This is a genomic window from Paenibacillus sp. FSL R7-0204, from assembly GCF_038002225.1.
Classification (GTDB): Bacteria; Bacillota; Bacilli; order Paenibacillales; family Paenibacillaceae; genus Paenibacillus_AQ.
Genome location: NZ_JBBOCA010000001.1, coordinates 5,999,526 through 6,016,121 on the forward strand (window position 1 = coordinate 5,999,526; position 16,596 = coordinate 6,016,121).

The 16,596-nt window shown below is 52.1% G+C and carries 15 protein-coding genes; 9 read left to right on the top strand and 6 right to left on the bottom strand.

The features are described 5' to 3' along the window. Positions 1 to 11: 11 nt before the first annotated feature. From iolC to iolG, 4 genes are all read right to left on the bottom strand, one after another. On the bottom strand, positions 12 to 1,022 hold the full coding sequence (gene iolC, locus MKX42_RS26130) for a 5-dehydro-2-deoxygluconokinase (protein WP_340755752.1): 1,011 nt from the start codon (positions 1,020 to 1,022) through the stop codon (positions 12 to 14). Positions 1,023 to 1,823: 801 nt separating this feature from the next. Then, the gene (locus MKX42_RS26135) at positions 1,824 to 2,834 is read right to left on the bottom strand and encodes a LacI family DNA-binding transcriptional regulator (RefSeq protein WP_340755753.1); all 1,011 of its coding nucleotides are present in this window, start codon (positions 2,832 to 2,834) and stop codon (positions 1,824 to 1,826) included. 284 nt (positions 2,835 to 3,118) lie between these two features. Then, positions 3,119 to 3,958 carry a 5-deoxy-glucuronate isomerase gene (gene iolB / locus MKX42_RS26140; RefSeq protein ID WP_340755755.1) on the bottom strand — a complete coding sequence of 280 codons (840 nt, stop codon included), beginning with the start codon at positions 3,956 to 3,958 and terminating at the stop codon, positions 3,119 to 3,121. 39 nt (positions 3,959 to 3,997) lie between these two features. After that, positions 3,998 to 5,047, bottom strand: coding sequence for an inositol 2-dehydrogenase (gene iolG, locus MKX42_RS26145; protein WP_340755757.1), 1,050 nt, complete (start codon positions 5,045 to 5,047; stop codon positions 3,998 to 4,000). A gap of 207 nt (positions 5,048 to 5,254) precedes the next feature. Here iolG and MKX42_RS26150 point away from each other — a divergent pair, with 207 nt between their 5' ends. From MKX42_RS26150 to MKX42_RS26190, 9 genes are all read left to right on the top strand, one after another. Beyond that, positions 5,255 to 6,241, top strand: a complete 987-nt coding sequence (locus MKX42_RS26150) for an alpha/beta hydrolase (protein WP_340755758.1) — start codon at positions 5,255 to 5,257, stop codon at positions 6,239 to 6,241. Positions 6,242 to 6,276: 35 nt separating this feature from the next. Further along, the gene (locus MKX42_RS26155; RefSeq protein WP_340755759.1) at positions 6,277 to 7,290 is read left to right on the top strand and encodes an alpha/beta hydrolase family protein; all 1,014 of its coding nucleotides are present in this window, start codon (positions 6,277 to 6,279) and stop codon (positions 7,288 to 7,290) included. A gap of 124 nt (positions 7,291 to 7,414) precedes the next feature. After that, positions 7,415 to 7,846 carry a GNAT family N-acetyltransferase gene (locus MKX42_RS26160; RefSeq protein ID WP_340755761.1) on the top strand — a complete coding sequence of 144 codons (432 nt, stop codon included), beginning with the start codon at positions 7,415 to 7,417 and terminating at the stop codon, positions 7,844 to 7,846. Between the two features lie 471 nt (positions 7,847 to 8,317). Beyond that, positions 8,318 to 8,842, top strand: coding sequence for a GrpB family protein (locus MKX42_RS26165; protein ID WP_340755763.1), 525 nt, complete (start codon positions 8,318 to 8,320; stop codon positions 8,840 to 8,842). Positions 8,843 to 8,945: 103 nt separating this feature from the next. Next, positions 8,946 to 9,425 (top strand): hypothetical protein, encoded by a 480-nt coding sequence (locus MKX42_RS26170; RefSeq protein ID WP_340755765.1) that lies wholly within the window; start codon positions 8,946 to 8,948, stop codon positions 9,423 to 9,425. A 59-nt stretch (positions 9,426 to 9,484) separates the two neighbouring features. Further along, a complete protein-coding gene (locus MKX42_RS26175) occupies positions 9,485 to 9,940 on the top strand; it encodes a DinB family protein (RefSeq protein WP_340755766.1) in 456 nt (151 codons plus the stop codon). Positions 9,941 to 10,031: 91 nt separating this feature from the next. After that, positions 10,032 to 10,484: a GNAT family N-acetyltransferase gene (locus MKX42_RS26180; protein ID WP_340755767.1), complete on the top strand. Its 453-nt coding sequence runs from the start codon at positions 10,032 to 10,034 to the stop codon at positions 10,482 to 10,484. 75 nt (positions 10,485 to 10,559) lie between these two features. Then, positions 10,560 to 11,489: a phosphotransferase enzyme family protein gene (locus MKX42_RS26185; protein WP_340755770.1), complete on the top strand. Its 930-nt coding sequence runs from the start codon at positions 10,560 to 10,562 to the stop codon at positions 11,487 to 11,489. Then, complete coding sequence (locus MKX42_RS26190; RefSeq protein ID WP_340755771.1) at positions 11,470 to 11,844, top strand: hypothetical protein; 375 nt, start codon at positions 11,470 to 11,472, stop codon at positions 11,842 to 11,844. The genes MKX42_RS26185 and MKX42_RS26190 overlap by 20 nt, the downstream gene beginning before the upstream one ends. A 328-nt stretch (positions 11,845 to 12,172) precedes the next feature. On the opposite strand, the gene MKX42_RS26195 is transcribed toward MKX42_RS26190, so the two are convergent. After that, complete coding sequence (locus MKX42_RS26195; RefSeq protein ID WP_340755773.1) at positions 12,173 to 13,312, bottom strand: glycoside hydrolase family 88/105 protein; 1,140 nt, start codon at positions 13,310 to 13,312, stop codon at positions 12,173 to 12,175. 16 nt (positions 13,313 to 13,328) lie between these two features. Beyond that, positions 13,329 to 16,478: an alpha-mannosidase gene (locus MKX42_RS26200; protein WP_340755775.1), complete on the bottom strand. Its 3,150-nt coding sequence runs from the start codon at positions 16,476 to 16,478 to the stop codon at positions 13,329 to 13,331. Between the last annotated feature and the right edge of the window lie 118 nt (positions 16,479 to 16,596).

Genomic DNA, 16,596 nt, shown 5'->3' on the forward strand with positions numbered 1-16,596 from the left:
ACTACTCTTACTTATTGCGCCCTTGCTGTAACCTCCTCGTTGGTTCGCAGGAATTCCTCCAGCTCCGCCAGGGTTGGCATAGCATCGGAGCAGCTGTGGCGGGAGATGACAATGGATGCCGAAGCACTGCCGCGCCGCATCGCCTCACTGACAGTGTGCCCGCTCATCAGAGCGTGGATGAAGGCTGACGCATAGGAATCGCCTGCGCCGAACGTCTTGAGGACCTTAGCCGGGAAAATCCCGCTCCGGTGGCTCTGCCCATCCGCTGTATAGCCGATCGAGCCGCTGCCTCCGTGCTTAATGACCACCAGCTCTGCTTGATGCGAGAACCAGCGGGCTGCGGTGGCCTGATCATCAGCGCCAGCCAGATTATACAAATTCTCCATCATGTCGAATTCTTCGCGCGTGCCGATGATGCAGTGGCTTTTCTCGGCAGCGAGGTTATAGTAGACCGCTGTTTCAGCGGCTGATGTCCAGGTATAAGGGCGGTAATCGAGATCGAAGAACACGGTCACGTTATGCTTGCGGGCGAATTCCAGCGCCAGGAACACCGCTTCGCGGGAAGGACTCTGCGCCAGCGCCGTGCCGGAGATGAGCAGCGCCTTGGAGCTGGCGATGTACTCTTCTGAGATCTCCTCCGTGTTCAGCAGCAGATCGGCCACATGGTCGCGGTACATTAGAATGCTGCATTCCTGCGGGCTCTTAATTTCTGTAAAAGCCAGCCCCGTCACCGCACCCGTCCGGTCCACGCAGACCTGACTGTCGTCAATGCCATCCTTGCGCAGATAGCTGCGGATGAACCGGCCCATCTGGTCGTCGGCCAGCTTGCCGATGAAGCCGGTACGCATGCCGAGCCGAGCTGCACCGATAATAATATTGGCCGGAGAGCCGCCGACATATTTGGTGAAGGTCATCGTCTCTTCCATCGGCCGCCCGGTCTCATTGGCGTTCAAATCAATACACAACCGGCCAACAGCAACTACATCCAGCCGCCGGTCAGGGTCGAACTGTAAACCGTTCATAGTGATGCCTCCTTGATCAAGCTAGGGAAAAAATAGTTCGTTCGGTAACACGAATAGCTGTAAAACGTTGTGAATGGGACAATGAAGATGTGAATCGAGCAATGAAGTTGTATTTCATACAGTGAAGCTGTAATTCGTAAAGTGAAGCTGTAAATCGCATTAACGTAAGGTTAGTTCGATATGCTGCTGTAAGAGTAGTTTGGCGTGTGGATTGAGTATTTCAGCGTTCGATTGTTTCCTGTAGAACAGAATGATTCATTTCATCTCGGGGGGAGGGTAAGCGCTTAACCTAATTTTCTACTTTAGTATAGTTTAGAAGCGAGCTTTTGGCAATCCTCAATTTGAAAGCGATCTCAACAATCAGGTAGAAGGAATTGAAGGGGAACCTCGTCCCCGGAAAAACAGGTGGAAAAACGCAGCTTAATTTCTCGTTTTTTGATACTTAGGAGCAAGCAAGTGGAAAAAAAGCAACTACTGTGATTGATTTTGCAGCCAAGGTGGATGTCGGGATTATTTAAGTGCCATTTTTCCAACTACTGCTCCTCCGGCGGGCAATCGTTCGTCAGTAGTTGTAGTAAATCCACTTAGCACATTCTGCCGCTAAACGGGGAGACTGAGCTAGCCAAATGTGTTCGGTTTTTCACATACATCTGCCCACTCACCAGCTTACTGGCACATTGTGTGTTCGGTTTTTCGCATCCCTCCGCTCACTCCGCCCACAAATCTCGCTCTTCCCTACAGCACAAAAAAAGACCCGCTCTCAGCCGCAGCCGGAACAGGTCTTGAATTGATAGTGTGTGGTTAGTGCGGAACCGGCCCCGTCGAATTGCGGATGACCAGCTCGGGCATCAGCATGATTTTGCGCTTGGGGCTGGTGGGGTTACTGATCGATTCATTCAGCAGAAGCATCGCCTGTTCGGTCATCTCGCGCAGAGGCTGGGCGATACTGGTCAGCGAGGGATGGCAGATTTCGGCCAGCATCGTATTGTCGAAGCCTACTACGGACAGGTCGCGGGGAATCGACAGGCCGGCACTGCGCGCCTCCTTTAGCACCCCGATCGCCAGTAGATCATTGCAGCCAAAGATGGCGGTCGGACGTATGCCCTGTGCCTGATTCAGCATCTCCGCCGCTGCCGTACGCCCGTTCTCCAGCGTTGCCGAGGTGTGGATCATATTCGCCGGATTGTCAAAAGAAATCCCCGCCGCCTTCAGCGCATCCAAGAATCCTTCCACCCGCAGCCTGCTCCCCGGCAGATTGTCAGAGATCACTCCCAGCCTGCGGTGACCGAGGGACAGCAAATATTCTGTAGCCTGATAGCCGCCCTTGTAATCATCGACGGTGACACTGTTGCCCTCCAGCATACGGATATCGGCTGAGAACAGTACGAGCGGCACATGATCAGCCACCATTCCGCGAATCAGCTCAGGATTCCCCGTATGAGAGGCAATAATCAGGCCATCCACCCGTTTGCGCAGCAGCAGCGAGATGTACCGGGCCGCCTTCTCATCGCTGCGGTCCGTACTGCACACGATTAAATCGCTGCCCTGCTCCTGGGCGTAATCCTCGATGCCGCGGGCCGTTTCCGCAAAAAAAGGATTGGCAATATCGGGGATCATCAGCCCGATGGTACCCGTCCGGCGGCTGGTCAGGGCAGAAGCTACCAGACTGGGCTGGTAGTTCAGCTCCTCCATGACCCGCCCTACCTTTTCCCGCGTCTTGTCGCTGATCCGGCCGCTCTTATTCAATACCTTGGACACCGTAGCGATAGAGACGCCTGCTTCCCGTGCCACATCATAGATCGTAGGTTTCATTGTTATTAAGCCCGCCTTTGCGTTCATGCCTTCTTATCCTTCGATTATAAGGAAGTCCTCCTATGCTGTCTATCTATCGGGTACGAGTGTCTTCTGCAAACCAGCTATTAATATAACCTCTCAAAGTGGGGCTTTAGCTTCGATGATAACTCAGGTACTTTGCGGGAACCCCAAAACATGTAAAATCTTGTCTATTCAAAAAGGCCCCCGCTGCGCGGAAGCCCCATAATCATCCATTCACTTGTCTGCCAAGCTGGATAACCTTCTACCCTAATCGACTCTATTCACTCTGCTGCTGCCGCTGCCGCAGACCCGCTCTGTCCCGGCTTGAACAGCCACTCATGATCGGGATCATTGTGGAACACCCATGTGCGCACCGGTCCGGCCATGACGTTAAGATAATAAGAATCATATCCCGGCGGCGCAGAGACAGGGTGATAACCCTCCGGCACCAGCACGATGCTCCTATCCGGTACAGCAATAGTCTCGTCGAGGCTGCGGTCATCATTATAGACCCGCTGCACCACGAAGCCGTGGGCGGGATTGACCCGGTGATAGTACGTCTCCTCCAGGTAGGATTCCGCCGGCAGGTTATCCTGGTCATGCTTGTGCGGCGGATAGCTGGACCAATTGCCGCCGCCTGTGCGCACCTCGACCACCAGCAGGCTCTCGGCTACGCTGTGTTCCGGCAGGATATTAACGACTTTGCGAGTCATGCTGCCATAGCCACGGTCCTCGATCGCCGCATCTGACGGGGTAATCAGCCGTGCAGGATATTTGCCGCTTCCCGGAGCAAGGCAGACCGCAAGCTCCAGCTCTGACAGTGCGCTAACCTCATAATGCGCTCCCGCCGGAACATATACAGCGTAAGGAGCCCTATCTTCAAAGACCGACATGCGTCCGCCGATATCGGCGAACCGCTCGCCATCCACCTCTATATCTGCTTTGCCCGCCAGCAGTACCAGACAGACTTCATTCTCTTCGCTATCACGCTCCAGGGTAGCTCCGGCCTGCAATTGGTACACCTCGAACCCGACATACTTCCATCCGGCACTCTCGGGGCTGACCGCAGCAATACAGCCATCCTTATCAGGCGCTCCGGCCTTAATCAGTAGATCAGACATCCTCGTTCATCCTCCTCTGTCTTCAGAATCTGTATCCGCTTACAAGGCCTGCAGTTCAGAAAATCCCGCTTCCGCAGCAGTTACAGACAGCTTGACGGGAAGTCCGCTCAGATACGATTCTCTGGCTGCTTCAGCAATGAGCTGTGCGGCTTCGCCGTCACGGCCGCTGCAGATCACCGGCTCCTGCAGCCTTACTGAACGGGCAAACGCAACAATCTCCTCCATAAATGCCTGGTTATAGCGCTCCAGGAAGAAATGCTCCGGCTGATCGCGGGTAACCGAAGTCGCGGTGGATACTTCCACTGTGGTCGGGCGGCAGTTGTCTGCCGTCGCCGAACCCAGCGTTCCGAAGACCTCGACCCGTTGATCATAGCCATATACGGCCTGCCGGCTGTTGTCGATCACGCAGATCGCCCCGTTCACGAACGTCAATGTAATGACGGCGGTGTCCACATCCCCGCAACGGCCGAACATCGGATCAATCAGGTTCGCCCCCCGGGTGTAGACCTCAGCCACTTCACTGCCTACCAGATAACGGGCCATATCGAAATCATGAATCGTCATATCCATGAACATCCCACCGGAAGAACGTACATAAGCTTCACCGGGAGGCTGAGGGTCACGTGAGGTAATCTTCACAATATGAGGATTCCCCAGCTCTCCGGACTGAACCAGCCGCTTCAGCTTGCGGAAGCTGGGGTCCATCCGGCGGTTGAAGCCGACTTGCAGCAGCACGCCAGCGTCCTCTGCCGCCTGCAAAGCCCGCTGGGTCTCTTCCGAGGAGAGGCTAATCGGCTTCTCACAGAAGATATGTTTGCCCGCGTGCGCAGCCCGCTCAATCCAGGACGCATGCGAATCGGTTGGCGTGCAGATGAACACCGCTTCAATCTCAGGATCATTCAGTATATCTTCACCCGCAGCAAAAACAGAGCCAAGCCCCCTGCTCTCTGCCCAGGCCAGCAATTCCTCACTCATCATAGCTTCAGCTATGGACTTCAGCTTGAACGACGGCATCGCACGCAGATTGTCTGCGTGGAGGCGGCCGATTCTTCCCGCGCCGATAATGCCAACTACAATCGGTTTAACCATGTTCGCTTATCCTCCTCAGAGGGTAAGCGCTTAACCTTCCCGAGAACAGTATACTTCATGCCCGGGAAAGCTTCAAGCAAATCTTTTCTCAAAAAGATCAGATAAACGTAGGCCGAAATAAAATAGGAAATGGATACCGTGAGATTTCTCTTTAACAATTAAATGAATCCTATATTATGCAAGTTAGAACAGGAAAAGAGGTGTCTCATGAGCAAAATTAATTTTACCGAAAGCCTTCTTCGAGTAATTATTTCTCTGATCGGACTTCCATTCACATGGATTCAAGCGGCTCTTTCCAGATACCTTCTGTATAAATATAAAGCTCCAGGAGAAAAGATTTCCGTTGGCTCACATCATCTCCATGCGATGGTTACCGGCAGCAACACAAGTAATCTTCCGACGATTCTATTAGAAGCAGGAATGGGCGGTTGTGCTCTGGATTGGTCGCTGGTTCAGCCCGCATTAGCCAAACATACCAAGGTCCTCTCCTATGACCGGGCCGGGTTCGGTTGGAGCACTAAGCCTATCAGTGAGCCGACTTGCGAAGGTTATGTTCGTGATTTGCGGGAATTATTAACGCAGCTTGAATTAGAACCCCCATACATCCTTGTAGGGCACTCCTATGGCGGAATGATCATGCGGCTGTTTGCTTCTAAGTATCCTGAAGAGGTCTCCGGGATTATTCTTGTGGACTCCACACATGAGCAAAGATTCATAGAGTCCACTTTTAATCAAATCAGATATGAAGAACGGCTGCGGCACCTGAGACGACTAAGAATGGGTTATCTTTTATCCCCTATTGGGTTGCCCCGTCTATTAAAACAACCTATTGGTGCCAAACGGCTGCCTCCACCAGTTCAACATACAGTGAATACACTCGGATATCGAAATAATGCGTATAAAGCGGCATATCTGGAATCTCTCTGCACTATAGAAAGTGCCCTCCAATTAGTAGAGTCAGAGCCTTTAATTCCGGAATTACCAATCATCGTATTATCTGCCGGAAGGCAGAATGAGGATTGGCAACAAGCACAGAAGAAGCTCCTCCAGTTAACCGCAAAAACCCGGCAGATCGTGATAGAAAACAGCTGGCATTCCATTCAACTGTATAATCCGCAGGCTGTCGTAGATTCGGTACTGAGTTTATTAAGAGATAATCACCGCAACCAAACAGACAAGCTGACGTCTATGTAACAGGGAGATATACCCATTAAGGAAGGTGAGCTATCATGATCGGGAGATTCACAAGAGTTCTGGAAGGAAGTCCCAGACTCGTTATTAGTATTTTTCATCCAGCCATCGGGGGAGAACCGGTGAAGGGTATCGACCTGTACGCACCTTGCCAGGCTGAGGCAGCTAAGCTTTTGACAGAGATGGGCGTTGATCTGGACAACCTGAATATTGCCAGTGTAACAACAGGCGGGGCATTAGCTCCAAAACAGGAAGGGTATCCCGTCGTCCTCTTCTCCCCTGGATTCGGTGTAGAACGCGATATGTATCTTGGATTAATTTCCAAGCTAGTCTCCAAAAACTACGTGGTAGTTACAATTAGCGCTCCGCATGAGTCCGTGTTCACCGTATTTCCAGATGGCAGCTATCTCAAGCAGGCACCAGAAATGGCGGAGCTGGCAAGCAGTGACTACACCAGCTGGTCCCGTCTGCTCCACAACCGGGTTCAATATATAAACGCAGTTATGAACGTTCTTGAGACGCTTAACTGCTCCGATGATGCTGAGCTCGCCGGGCTGTTCGACCTGGATAAGATTGCTGTCCTGGGACATTCGCTCGGAGGTGCCGCCTCCCTGGAGGCCGCCAAGCAGGATCACCGGATCAAGGCGGCTGTCCTGCTCGATCCCAGTTTTCACCTCATTCGCCGCGAAGACGTACAGTCTTCTGTTCCAGTTCTGCTGTTGCGGCAAGAAGCTTCGGCGTACCGGGAGATGGCAGCATCTATGAATGAGACCATTGCATCCGATTATATCGATGGGCAGCGCTATGCCTTCAACTCTCTGAACAATGCCTATTTTTATCGGGTAAAAGGGGCTCAGCACATGTCGTTTTCGGATATTCCGCTTCATTACGGTGATCAACACGCAATTCCCGTTCATGCCGTTACCGCAGAAGCTGCAACCGCATTCATGGAGGCGGTCTTTTGTAAGGGTGAGGTGGGCCGAATTTTCGCTTTACAGCCTGGAGAAACCGTCGTTCCCATCAACGCAGAGGGTGAACCTGTAGGAATTTAGTATGAATTGATAAACGTAGTTGCAGGGACAGTATTGCTTAATTTTATATGTTCTTTACAGCTAAATACGGGTACTCAATGATACACTTAAGCTATCATAACTCTTGCTTGAAGGAGTGTTCCAAATGCAATTACAAATAGTGAAAGCGCCCGGCACAAACGATACATCTTATGTTACAAACAAAATGATTGAATTCAATCTCAAGCATTTCCCTGACGAATTGAAGGGCAGATATCAAGCCGTCAACCTTCTTTTGAAGGATAGCGATGGAAATGTATACGGCGGACTGACTGGTGAAATATGCTGGAACTGGTTAGAGGTACAGTATCTATACGTTGACGAGGACTACAGGAAATTCGGATATGGAAAAAAACTGCTGCTCGAAGCCGAAAAAATGGCCAAAGAAAAAAAATGTGATTTCATCAAATTAGATACCCTAAGCTTTCAGGCATTGGATTTTTACTTAAAGCAAGGGTTTGAAGTGTTCGGAACGATACATAATGCCGGCAGCCATACTCATTATTATTTGAAAAAAGAACTCTCTCAAAACAGTTAATTCGTTAGCCAGCGCTTAGACCACCGCCCCCCAGGCAAGCATACGTCTATTCAATTGGGAAAAGCAGATTGGAAATTAAAGGTGTTTCCGGAAGCATCTAAGAGAAGGATAGATTACTTATGAAAGCTAATAGGAATATAGCACTTATTCTTAGTTTCATTGCCTTAACTGGAGGCATGTTCATCTCGTCGCTGATTGGTGTTGTCTTTGGAATCATTAGTATAGCTTTGAGTTTGCAACAAATGAAGGCTGATAGAAAGAAATCCTTAATCGCTATAACAATCAGCACAATTGCAATGTTAATTCCAATAATCCTGGCGGTCACTCTAGCCACTATACTCGATGAGTAGGATAACGCGGGAGTATTTTCATAAGGGTGCTGTGTCTCGAAATGTAGCATTACAGCCTAGCGTAACCGTTGTTCCAATCAATTCAGAGGGTGATCCTGTAGTAACTGTAGGAGGGTTTTTCATGAAAGTTAGACTAAGCGATTATAATCCGGACTGGGTTAACCGTTACCAAGAGGAAGCTTCGTTTTTAACTACAATATTTGCGGATGAAATCGTACGTTTTGAGCATTTTGGCAGCACCTCAGTGCCCGGTTTAAAAGCTAAACCCGTCATTGATATGATGTGTATTGTAAAAGACATAGGCCAAATCGACTCGTACAACGATAAGATGACACTGCTCGGATATGATGCAGGTGGAGAATGGGGAATTCCCGGAAGAAGGCTATTCCGCAAAGGCGGAGAGGCAAGGACGCATCATATTCATTGTTATCAGGCAGACAACCCTCAGATTGAACGGCATCTCGTGTTCAGAGATTATTTAAGAGCCCATCCGTCGGAAACGGCAAGATACAGTCAGTTCAAACAAGAATTAGCGGATCGCTTCGAGGATACCAGCCAGTACGGCCCGGCCAAAAAAGCATTTGTGAGCTCAATGGAACAACAGGCGCTTTCCTGGTACGCAAGCCTGCGTTCTGATGCGAGGTGAGCCGATGAATTTCAGATGTGAATGCGGACACCGAATCCACGACAATACGGATTATCTGCCCTATAAAGGATACTTCATTGCGGACCAGGATCAGGATGATCTTATGGATGAGATTGATGCTGCTATTGAAAAGTCGGGTCCGTCTCCGCGGGATAAAGAAGAAGCTGCGATGAGGATTAGATCCCTAATCACAAGACTGTTCAAATCAGCTTACCAATGCTCCAATTGCGGCAACCTCTTCATGGATCTTGGTCCTGCCGGGCTGGAAATGTTCAGGGGAGTTGATCCTGTGAATAAGAACCTGTTACAGTCGGCTTTAGGAGAGCAGTGGCGGGGGCATGTATATGGAGAATGGAAGGACATCCTGCCTGAATGGCAAACTTCTCATGGCATCCTGTACAATGAGACCAATGTCGCCTGTCCAAGCGGAGAATCGGCGGGGAATGGACATTATAGCGATTGGGAAGCCTTGGAACGGGACTATTATCAGTTGTTTGATGAACTCAAGAACAGGAATGCTATACGTTACAGCCAATTGGAAAAGAACGGGACCCTAATTCATTCATGGAGCTTACCTAAATAGCTTTTCTGTATAGGCTGAATGAGTGGAAATAAGCTAAAAAACTCTAAGGAGGAACTCCAATGAAGACAATCCTGCGCATGATGGACCACCTGTACTGGGCGGACGGACGGATTTTGGATGCACTTGAAGCGAGTCACACGAAGGACGCGGAGCTTCTGAAGCTGGTACGGCATGTGGCGGTGGCGGAGCAGGTCTGGCTGTCGCGCTTGCAGGGAAAGGACAGCACACAATACGCATTATGGGAAGAAGCGGAAGACTTGACGGCAATCCGGCGAATGTTCGAAGCTAACGCTAAGGAATACCGCAGCTATACCGGCAAGCTGGAAGAATCTGCGCTGGATCAGATGATCAGCTACAACAGCCAGAATGGACGTTCGTTCCAAACCTCCATCCGGGACATCCTGCTGCAGGTGCTGTTACATGGGCAATATCACCGGGGACAGATCAACCGGGCCCTTCGGATGGAAGGAGCAGAGTCTGCCCCTGTTGATTACATCACCTTCGTGCGACTCTAACAGGACTTCACGAATGTAATGCCACGGGTAGCTTTCATATCGTGGACTGGTTACATCTGACTTGTTAATGAACAAGGAGCGAATACAAGAAATGGAGATCAGAGCATTACATACGGGTGAACCGCCCCCAACCGGATTGCTTTTATTGGCAGACCCTGCACCGAAGCTGGTTAAGGACTATATTGCAAGAGGACAATGCTTCGTTGCTGAGGCGGATCAACAAGTGGTCGGAGTCTATGTGTTACTGCCTACAAGACCGGAGACTGCCGAGCTGGTCAATATTGCAGTGAATGAGGAGTTCCAGGGGCAGGGAATCGGGAAGCAACTGGTGAATCACGCGATTCAGGAGGCTAAGCGGCTCGGCTTCAAAACGCTGGAGATCGGCACAGGCAACTCTAGTATCGGCCAGCTTGCGTTGTATCAGAAATGCGGCTTCCGGATCACCGGGATAGACAGGGACTTTTTCATCAGACATTATAGTGAAGAAATCTATGAGAACGGGATGCAGGTGGTGGATATGATCCGCCTGTCTCAAGATCTGTAAGTCATTCTCAGATACAGAACAGCTTCACCAATGTTAATACAGTGCAGAAATTACCGCGGGAGGTTAGCGCATCTTATGGAAACACAGATATTGCAATTCCTTAATACCACCTATCCGGTTCAACTCTCCAGTGCGGAGGCGGTCACCAACGAAATGTACCGTTGTCACTCGGATAAGGGGACTTTCTTCGCCCGAATCACGAATTATAAGACCTATGAAGAACAATTAGCTGAAGTGAACTGGACTACTTATCTGTTCAATCGGGGCGTACGGGTGCCTGAGGTTGTAACTACAATACAGGATTCGCTTGTCAGCACTCTGCTGCTGAATGAAGAAGAGAAGTCCGTAGTCTTGTTCCAGGCGGCAGCCGGAATTCATCTGCCCCGGGCCAAATGGGACAAAACCATATTCAGAACCCTTGGACAGCAGATAGGCAGAATGCATCAGGTGGGCAAAGAATATCAGCAGTCTGAAGCTGCCCGGCCGATTCCACATTGGTATGATAACGATGAATATGATTTTCTCAAATACATTCCTGCAGAAGAGCGGGCCATACGGGACATTGCGAAGGATGTGCTCAAGCAGGTCCGAAGACTGCCCAAAGATGAGGCGAACTACGGCATCATCCATGGCGACCTGTGGCTGAACAATACGCTTGTGGACAGTGACTCTGCGCTGACGATGATTGACTGGCAGGATTGCGAGCGGCATTATTACGTCTATGATCTGGCGGTGCCCATCTATTCTGCACTGGAGTACTCATTCGCGGGGGGACAGAACCTCATAGACTATAAGCGTGCGATAACTAAGGCAATCACGGACGGATATAAGGAAGAGCATCCCCTCTCCGCCGAGATGTCCAGACAGCTGCCGCTGTTCCTGAGACTGAAGGAGCTGTTCGAATACAACCTGATGCATATGTACTGGAACTTCGAGGAGCTTAGCGAGGAGCAGGTGCGGATTCTGAATCTGTACAGAAGCAAGATTGAGTATATGCATACGTGAGGTGAGTGAAGTGTATGACTATATCAGCATCCATTCTGTGGATTACGCCAAAAGTGTAAAAACGGAGGTGCTTGAGCAGTTTGCCGTGCGGACCCTGGGTTTTGAGCAGACCGGACCGCTGCAATTCACCAAAGCGCTCCTTGGCGCGCATGTTGGGCTGAAGGGGATCTCTGCGAATGCGGATGGCAGTTACGCTTACTATACGCTGGAAGGGATTGAAGCGGTGAACCTGGTCGAGGTCATTCTGCCGGCGATGTTTGACGAGCAGCTCGAACATGCCATAACCGCTCTGGCGATGGCCATTGCTGGCGAATTCGGCTGGTGCATTGATGAGGACCACGGCTTGGATACTTGATGTGATCGGTTTTTCGATTACATTTGGTCCATGCGCCTTGTGTCCGTCCAATGTGATCGGTTTTTCGATTACATTTGGTCCATGCGCCTTGTGTCCGTCCAATGTGATCGGTTTTTCGATTACATTCGGTCCATACGCCTTGCCTCAGTCCAATGTGATCGGTTTTTCGATTACATTTGGTCCATGCGCCTTGTGTACGTCCAATGTGATCGGTTTTTCGACTACATTCGGTCCCCGTCACCTGCGCGTTCCCCAAACAATACACAAGCGGCAACCTCAGACGAATCATCGTCTATGGCTGCCGCTTATTCCATTCCCAGACGCCGCCTCAGCAGTAATGCAGCGCTTCACCCAGCGCGACCAGCGCCATCGCCTGGCCGTAGGCCATAGGGGCAATGATGATCCCTTTGTAGTCCTCCTTGGCCGCGCCGATAGGAGTACCGCCGGACACCCCAAGCACTGTGCCTTCACCGTCGATTCTGTCCAGGATGGCGCGGATTGCCCGCAGAGCCGGTTCGCTGTAAGACTCCGGGAGCAGCCCCCGGCGCACACTGTTCAGAATACCGGCGGCAATCGCAGCCGAACCGGAGGTTTCGGTATAGCTGCCAGAGTCATCCAGCAGGGTATGCCATAGTCCGTCCCCGCTCTGACATGCGAGCAAGGCTTCGGCCTGGGCCTGTAGCGTCTGCTGGAGATAGCTGAAGACTCCGTCTGCCAGATAGGGCCGCATTAGCTCCAGATATTCCGGCAGACCGAGGGCGAACCAGCCGTTGCCGCGGCACCAGAAGGCTTCACTGAAGTTATGGCGCTCTTCAAAATGCCAGCCGTGGAAGAAGAAGCCGGTTTTTTTGTCATACAGATATTTAATATGCAGCAGCAGCTGATGCAGCGAGGTCTCGCGCCACTGCGGATTGTCGTACTTCACACCCATTTTGGCAGTGAACAGAATCGCCATGAACAGCGTATCAATCCAGATCTCGTTCTCATGGAGCGAGACCTCATGCTTCTGAGTCCCCGTAGTCACATGCTGATAGCCTTGCTCCAGCGTCCGGGGCAGGCCGTGCATTAGCCAATCCATCCATTCCAGACTCAGCTCTCCCGCCTCTTCCAGCTCCATGAGCGACAGCAGTGGGGCAGTCGTATTAATATTCCGGCTCGGTAATCCCTTAGTAAGCTGCCGGGCCATCCACGGCTTGGTGTATTCTGCATAACGGCCGTCCCCGAAATGCCGGTCAAGCTTTTGCAGGCCATACAGCCCCACTCCCTGCGGCCAATCCCACTCCTCCATCCCGAAGTCCCTGGCAAAATACCCCCGGCGCTCCGCATCCTCCCCCAGGTTCTGCAATTCCGCTTCATTATCCGGCCGGCCCAGCTTCAGCAGCTTAATCGTGACCAGGTCCAGCTTCTGCATAACCTCTTCCTTGCTCACACAGCTAACCGGCACCGCTTGCTTCTCTCCTGCTCCCATCCTAGCCTCTCTCCTCTCAGCTCTGCGCCCCGCGCAGCTTGATTCTGAACGTTCTGATCTCATACGGCTTCACCTGGAAGCTCAGCTGCTCTTCTTCCTTCCAGTCTTCCAGCGGCTCCTCCATCAGGTTGCATTCCTGCCAGGAGGCTATAGAATAAGCGCTGTCTACAGTAATCTGCGTCCGGGAACCCGCGTACTCATGCAGCCGCAGCACCACATCCTTGCCGTCTTCCGAGCGTTTGACCGCATCCACCGTCACATGTGCGCCATCGATATAGAGCAGCGGGTCTCCTTCAAGCTCACCAGCCACACTGCGTAGCGGATTATTCAGCTCCCACGCCTCCTGGGCCACCCTGCCCTCTACAAAATCACCCGTATGCGGATAGAGCGCATACGTAAAAGCATGATGCCCCTGATCCTGCTGCGGATCGGGATGAACCGCCGACTTCAGCAGCGTCAGCCGGAGCACGCTGTCCTTGATGTCATAACCGTACTTACAGTCATTGAGCAGCGCTATGCCATAGCCCTTCTCGCTGACATCCGCCCACTGATGGCCTACGCTCTCGAAGCGGGCGTAATCCCAGCTCGTATTCCAGTGCGTAGGGCGCTTCACATTGCCGAACTGAATGTCATAGGTAGCCTCCAGCGCATGAATATCCACCGGGAAGGCCACCTTCAGCAGCTGGTTATGCCCGTGCCAGTCCATCTCTGTGCGGAAGTCAATCCGCGCGGTATCCCGGTAGAAGATGATGTCCTGAGTTACCGCTGTGCGGTGATAGGTCCAGGTCATGCGCAGCACCGCCCGCAGCGGGCCGTTCTCGGTCAGCTCACATCCGGTGAGCTGAGTGATTTCGTTCATCTTTTCCTGGTAGAAAATATCGATATCCCACGCTTCAAAATCCAGCGGCTTATCCTCGAACACCTGCAGGACATTCCCGCGCTGCCCTGGCGCCAGCAGCTCACGGCCGCTCTTCCGGTCGATCATCGAAGTGAAATGCCCCTGCTCATTCCACACCACTTCCACAAGCGGTGTGCTCAGCGTGTTGCCGGATATGGCTGCAAGCGGCGGAATCTGCGCCTCCCGGGAGGCCTCGGCTGCTTGACTGCGTACTACCTTCAGCACCGCCGTACCCAATGCAGGCACAGATGGAACATAGACCAACACCTCCCCGTCTGCCGTCCGCTGCTGCCACAGCCGGTTCCCGTCAGCGTTATGAACCTCTACGGAATCTGCGGCATCTATAGGAAGCAACGCATAACGCGGACGGTTCCAGTTCGAGCTGTTCATCAGAGTGAATGCTTGCAGGTCCGGCTTACTGCCGCTATTAGCATCAGCTACACCGTTAATCAGAGCTAGTGAGCGCGCTTCGCCTTCCGCATATTCAGCATCACTGTCCTCGTAGACCTCAGCGATCGACGAACCGGGGATGATATCATGGAACTGGTTGCGCAGCAGGATCTCCCAGATCCCTGTCAGTTCAGCCGCAGGATAAGCGGTTTCAAGATTCCCCTGTCTAACACCCATCAGCGTATGCAGCCACTCGGCATCCCGCAGCAGCAGCTCCAGGCGGCGGTTATATTTCTTGTTGCGGGCTTGTGAGGTGTACGTGCCCCGGTGGCATTCGAAATACAGCTCACCGTTCCAGGTGTGTACGAACGCCTCCGCCTTCCCGATCCGTTCATGCAGTCCGGTGAAATACTCTCCGGCACTGCCCATCTCAATCTTCGGAATGCCGGGAAGCTTGTCGAAGCGCCGGCGAAGCTCCAGCATCTCCCGCGTCGGCCCGCCGCCACCGTCACCCCAGCCATACGCAAACATCAGGTGATCGTTGATCTCCTTATCCTGATAGGAATTCCAGATCCCGCGCAGCAGCCCCGCCGTCATCCGTCCGTTATAGGTGTATTCAGCTCCATCCTTCTCGGAGGTCGTGATGAAATGCGTCAGCACCTCTGAGCCGTCCATCCCCCGCCACCAGAAGGTGTCATGCGGCATCCGGTTGAACTGGTTCCAGCTGATTTTGGTCGTCATGAACGTGTCGATACCCGATTTGCGCAGAATCTGCGGCAACGCCCAACTGTATCCGAAGACATCCGGCAGCCACAGGTACTTGCTCTCTACGCCGAATTGTTCACGGAGATAGCGTTTGCCCAGCATAATCTGGCGGACCAGCGACTCACCCGACGGGATATTACAATCCGACTCCAGCCACATCGCCCCTTCTGCTTCCCAGCGGCCTTCCTTCACCTTCTCCGAGATCCGCCCGAACAGCTCCGGATAATCCTGCTCCAGATAAGCGTACAACTGAGGCTGTGTCTGCAGGAACTGGTACTCCGGGAACTCCTCCATCAGCCGCAGTACGGTAGAGAAGGAACGGGCTGTCTTTTCACGGGTATGCTTCAAGCGCCACAGCCAGGCAACATCAATATGGGTATGGCCCACTGCTGTAAGCGTTACATCAAAAGTCTGCGGCATCGCCTCTATCGCCTGATTCAGACTGGCACCTGCCTGATACAGCGAAGCCGTATGCTCTGGCGAACCCGGCTCCGACCAGTCAATCAGACGAAAGGCCTCATTCAGTGCTCTTAACAGCCACTGCTTCTCCGGCTGATCTCTGCCCAGATAACGGAAGGTATCGAGCGCCGCCTTCGACATGTAGAACAGATCATCAATGCCCTCGTCCAAATAGCCGATGAATGCTTCATTGAGCCGGTGCTCCTGAATTCTGGGCACTCCGCCGCCCTCAAGTCCCGACCACAGCCGGAAGGCCAGCTCTACCGTCTGTCCGCCCCATTCATCACCGAAGATTACCTCTCTATGGTTGTTATCTACGCCCTGATAAGGTGAGCCGTTCACGAACAGCAGCGATTCGAAGCCGGAGTTATTGAAGTCCCCTGTTTTGCCAAAATCAAACCGGCCGGCAATTTTGAAGCCTGCCTGACCAGGCGGCAGTACAATCTCCGTGCGCAGCCAGATGTAACGGTCCCGCCCGCGCCAATGCTCCTGAAGCCTGATGATGCCATCAAAGGACACTGACTTCGGGTATACACCGTTAGCCCCTTCCTCATCCTCAGCGAACGCGAACTCTGTAAGCTCCTGGACCTTAAGATATCTATACTTTTCCACTTCAGCCTGGCGTTTGATCAGTTTTTCTTCTGTGAATAACATCCCTATCACTCCCTGTATCCGCTTTCATATGGTCACTATAGCAAATCTTCCACTCCAAAAACTACCCTACTCTTGCTGTTTTCTGCCCTATTCATTGCATATTTTGCTTTTTTGGGCC

Bases quoted from the DNA above. Each gene is read 5' to 3' on its own strand.
- iolC (WP_340755752.1), bottom strand. From the start codon at position 1,022: ATGAACGGTTTACAGTTCGACCCTGACCGGCGGCTGGATGTAGTTGCT.
- MKX42_RS26135 (WP_340755753.1), bottom strand. From the start codon at position 2,834: ATGAAACCTACGATCTATGATGTGGCACGGGAAGCAGGCGTCTCTATC.
- iolB (WP_340755755.1), bottom strand. From the start codon at position 3,958: ATGTCTGATCTACTGATTAAGGCCGGAGCGCCTGATAAGGATGGCTGT.
- iolG (WP_340755757.1), bottom strand. From the start codon at position 5,047: ATGGTTAAACCGATTGTAGTTGGCATTATCGGCGCGGGAAGAATCGGC.
- MKX42_RS26150 (WP_340755758.1), top strand. From the start codon at position 5,255: ATGAGCAAAATTAATTTTACCGAAAGCCTTCTTCGAGTAATTATTTCT.
- MKX42_RS26155 (WP_340755759.1), top strand. From the start codon at position 6,277: ATGATCGGGAGATTCACAAGAGTTCTGGAAGGAAGTCCCAGACTCGTT.
- MKX42_RS26160 (WP_340755761.1), top strand. From the start codon at position 7,415: ATGCAATTACAAATAGTGAAAGCGCCCGGCACAAACGATACATCTTAT.
- MKX42_RS26165 (WP_340755763.1), top strand. From the start codon at position 8,318: ATGAAAGTTAGACTAAGCGATTATAATCCGGACTGGGTTAACCGTTAC.
- MKX42_RS26170 (WP_340755765.1), top strand. From the start codon at position 8,946: ATGGATGAGATTGATGCTGCTATTGAAAAGTCGGGTCCGTCTCCGCGG.
- MKX42_RS26175 (WP_340755766.1), top strand. From the start codon at position 9,485: ATGAAGACAATCCTGCGCATGATGGACCACCTGTACTGGGCGGACGGA.
- MKX42_RS26180 (WP_340755767.1), top strand. From the start codon at position 10,032: ATGGAGATCAGAGCATTACATACGGGTGAACCGCCCCCAACCGGATTG.
- MKX42_RS26185 (WP_340755770.1), top strand. From the start codon at position 10,560: ATGGAAACACAGATATTGCAATTCCTTAATACCACCTATCCGGTTCAA.
- MKX42_RS26195 (WP_340755773.1), bottom strand. From the start codon at position 13,312: ATGGGAGCAGGAGAGAAGCAAGCGGTGCCGGTTAGCTGTGTGAGCAAG.
- MKX42_RS26200 (WP_340755775.1), bottom strand. From the start codon at position 16,478: ATGTTATTCACAGAAGAAAAACTGATCAAACGCCAGGCTGAAGTGGAA.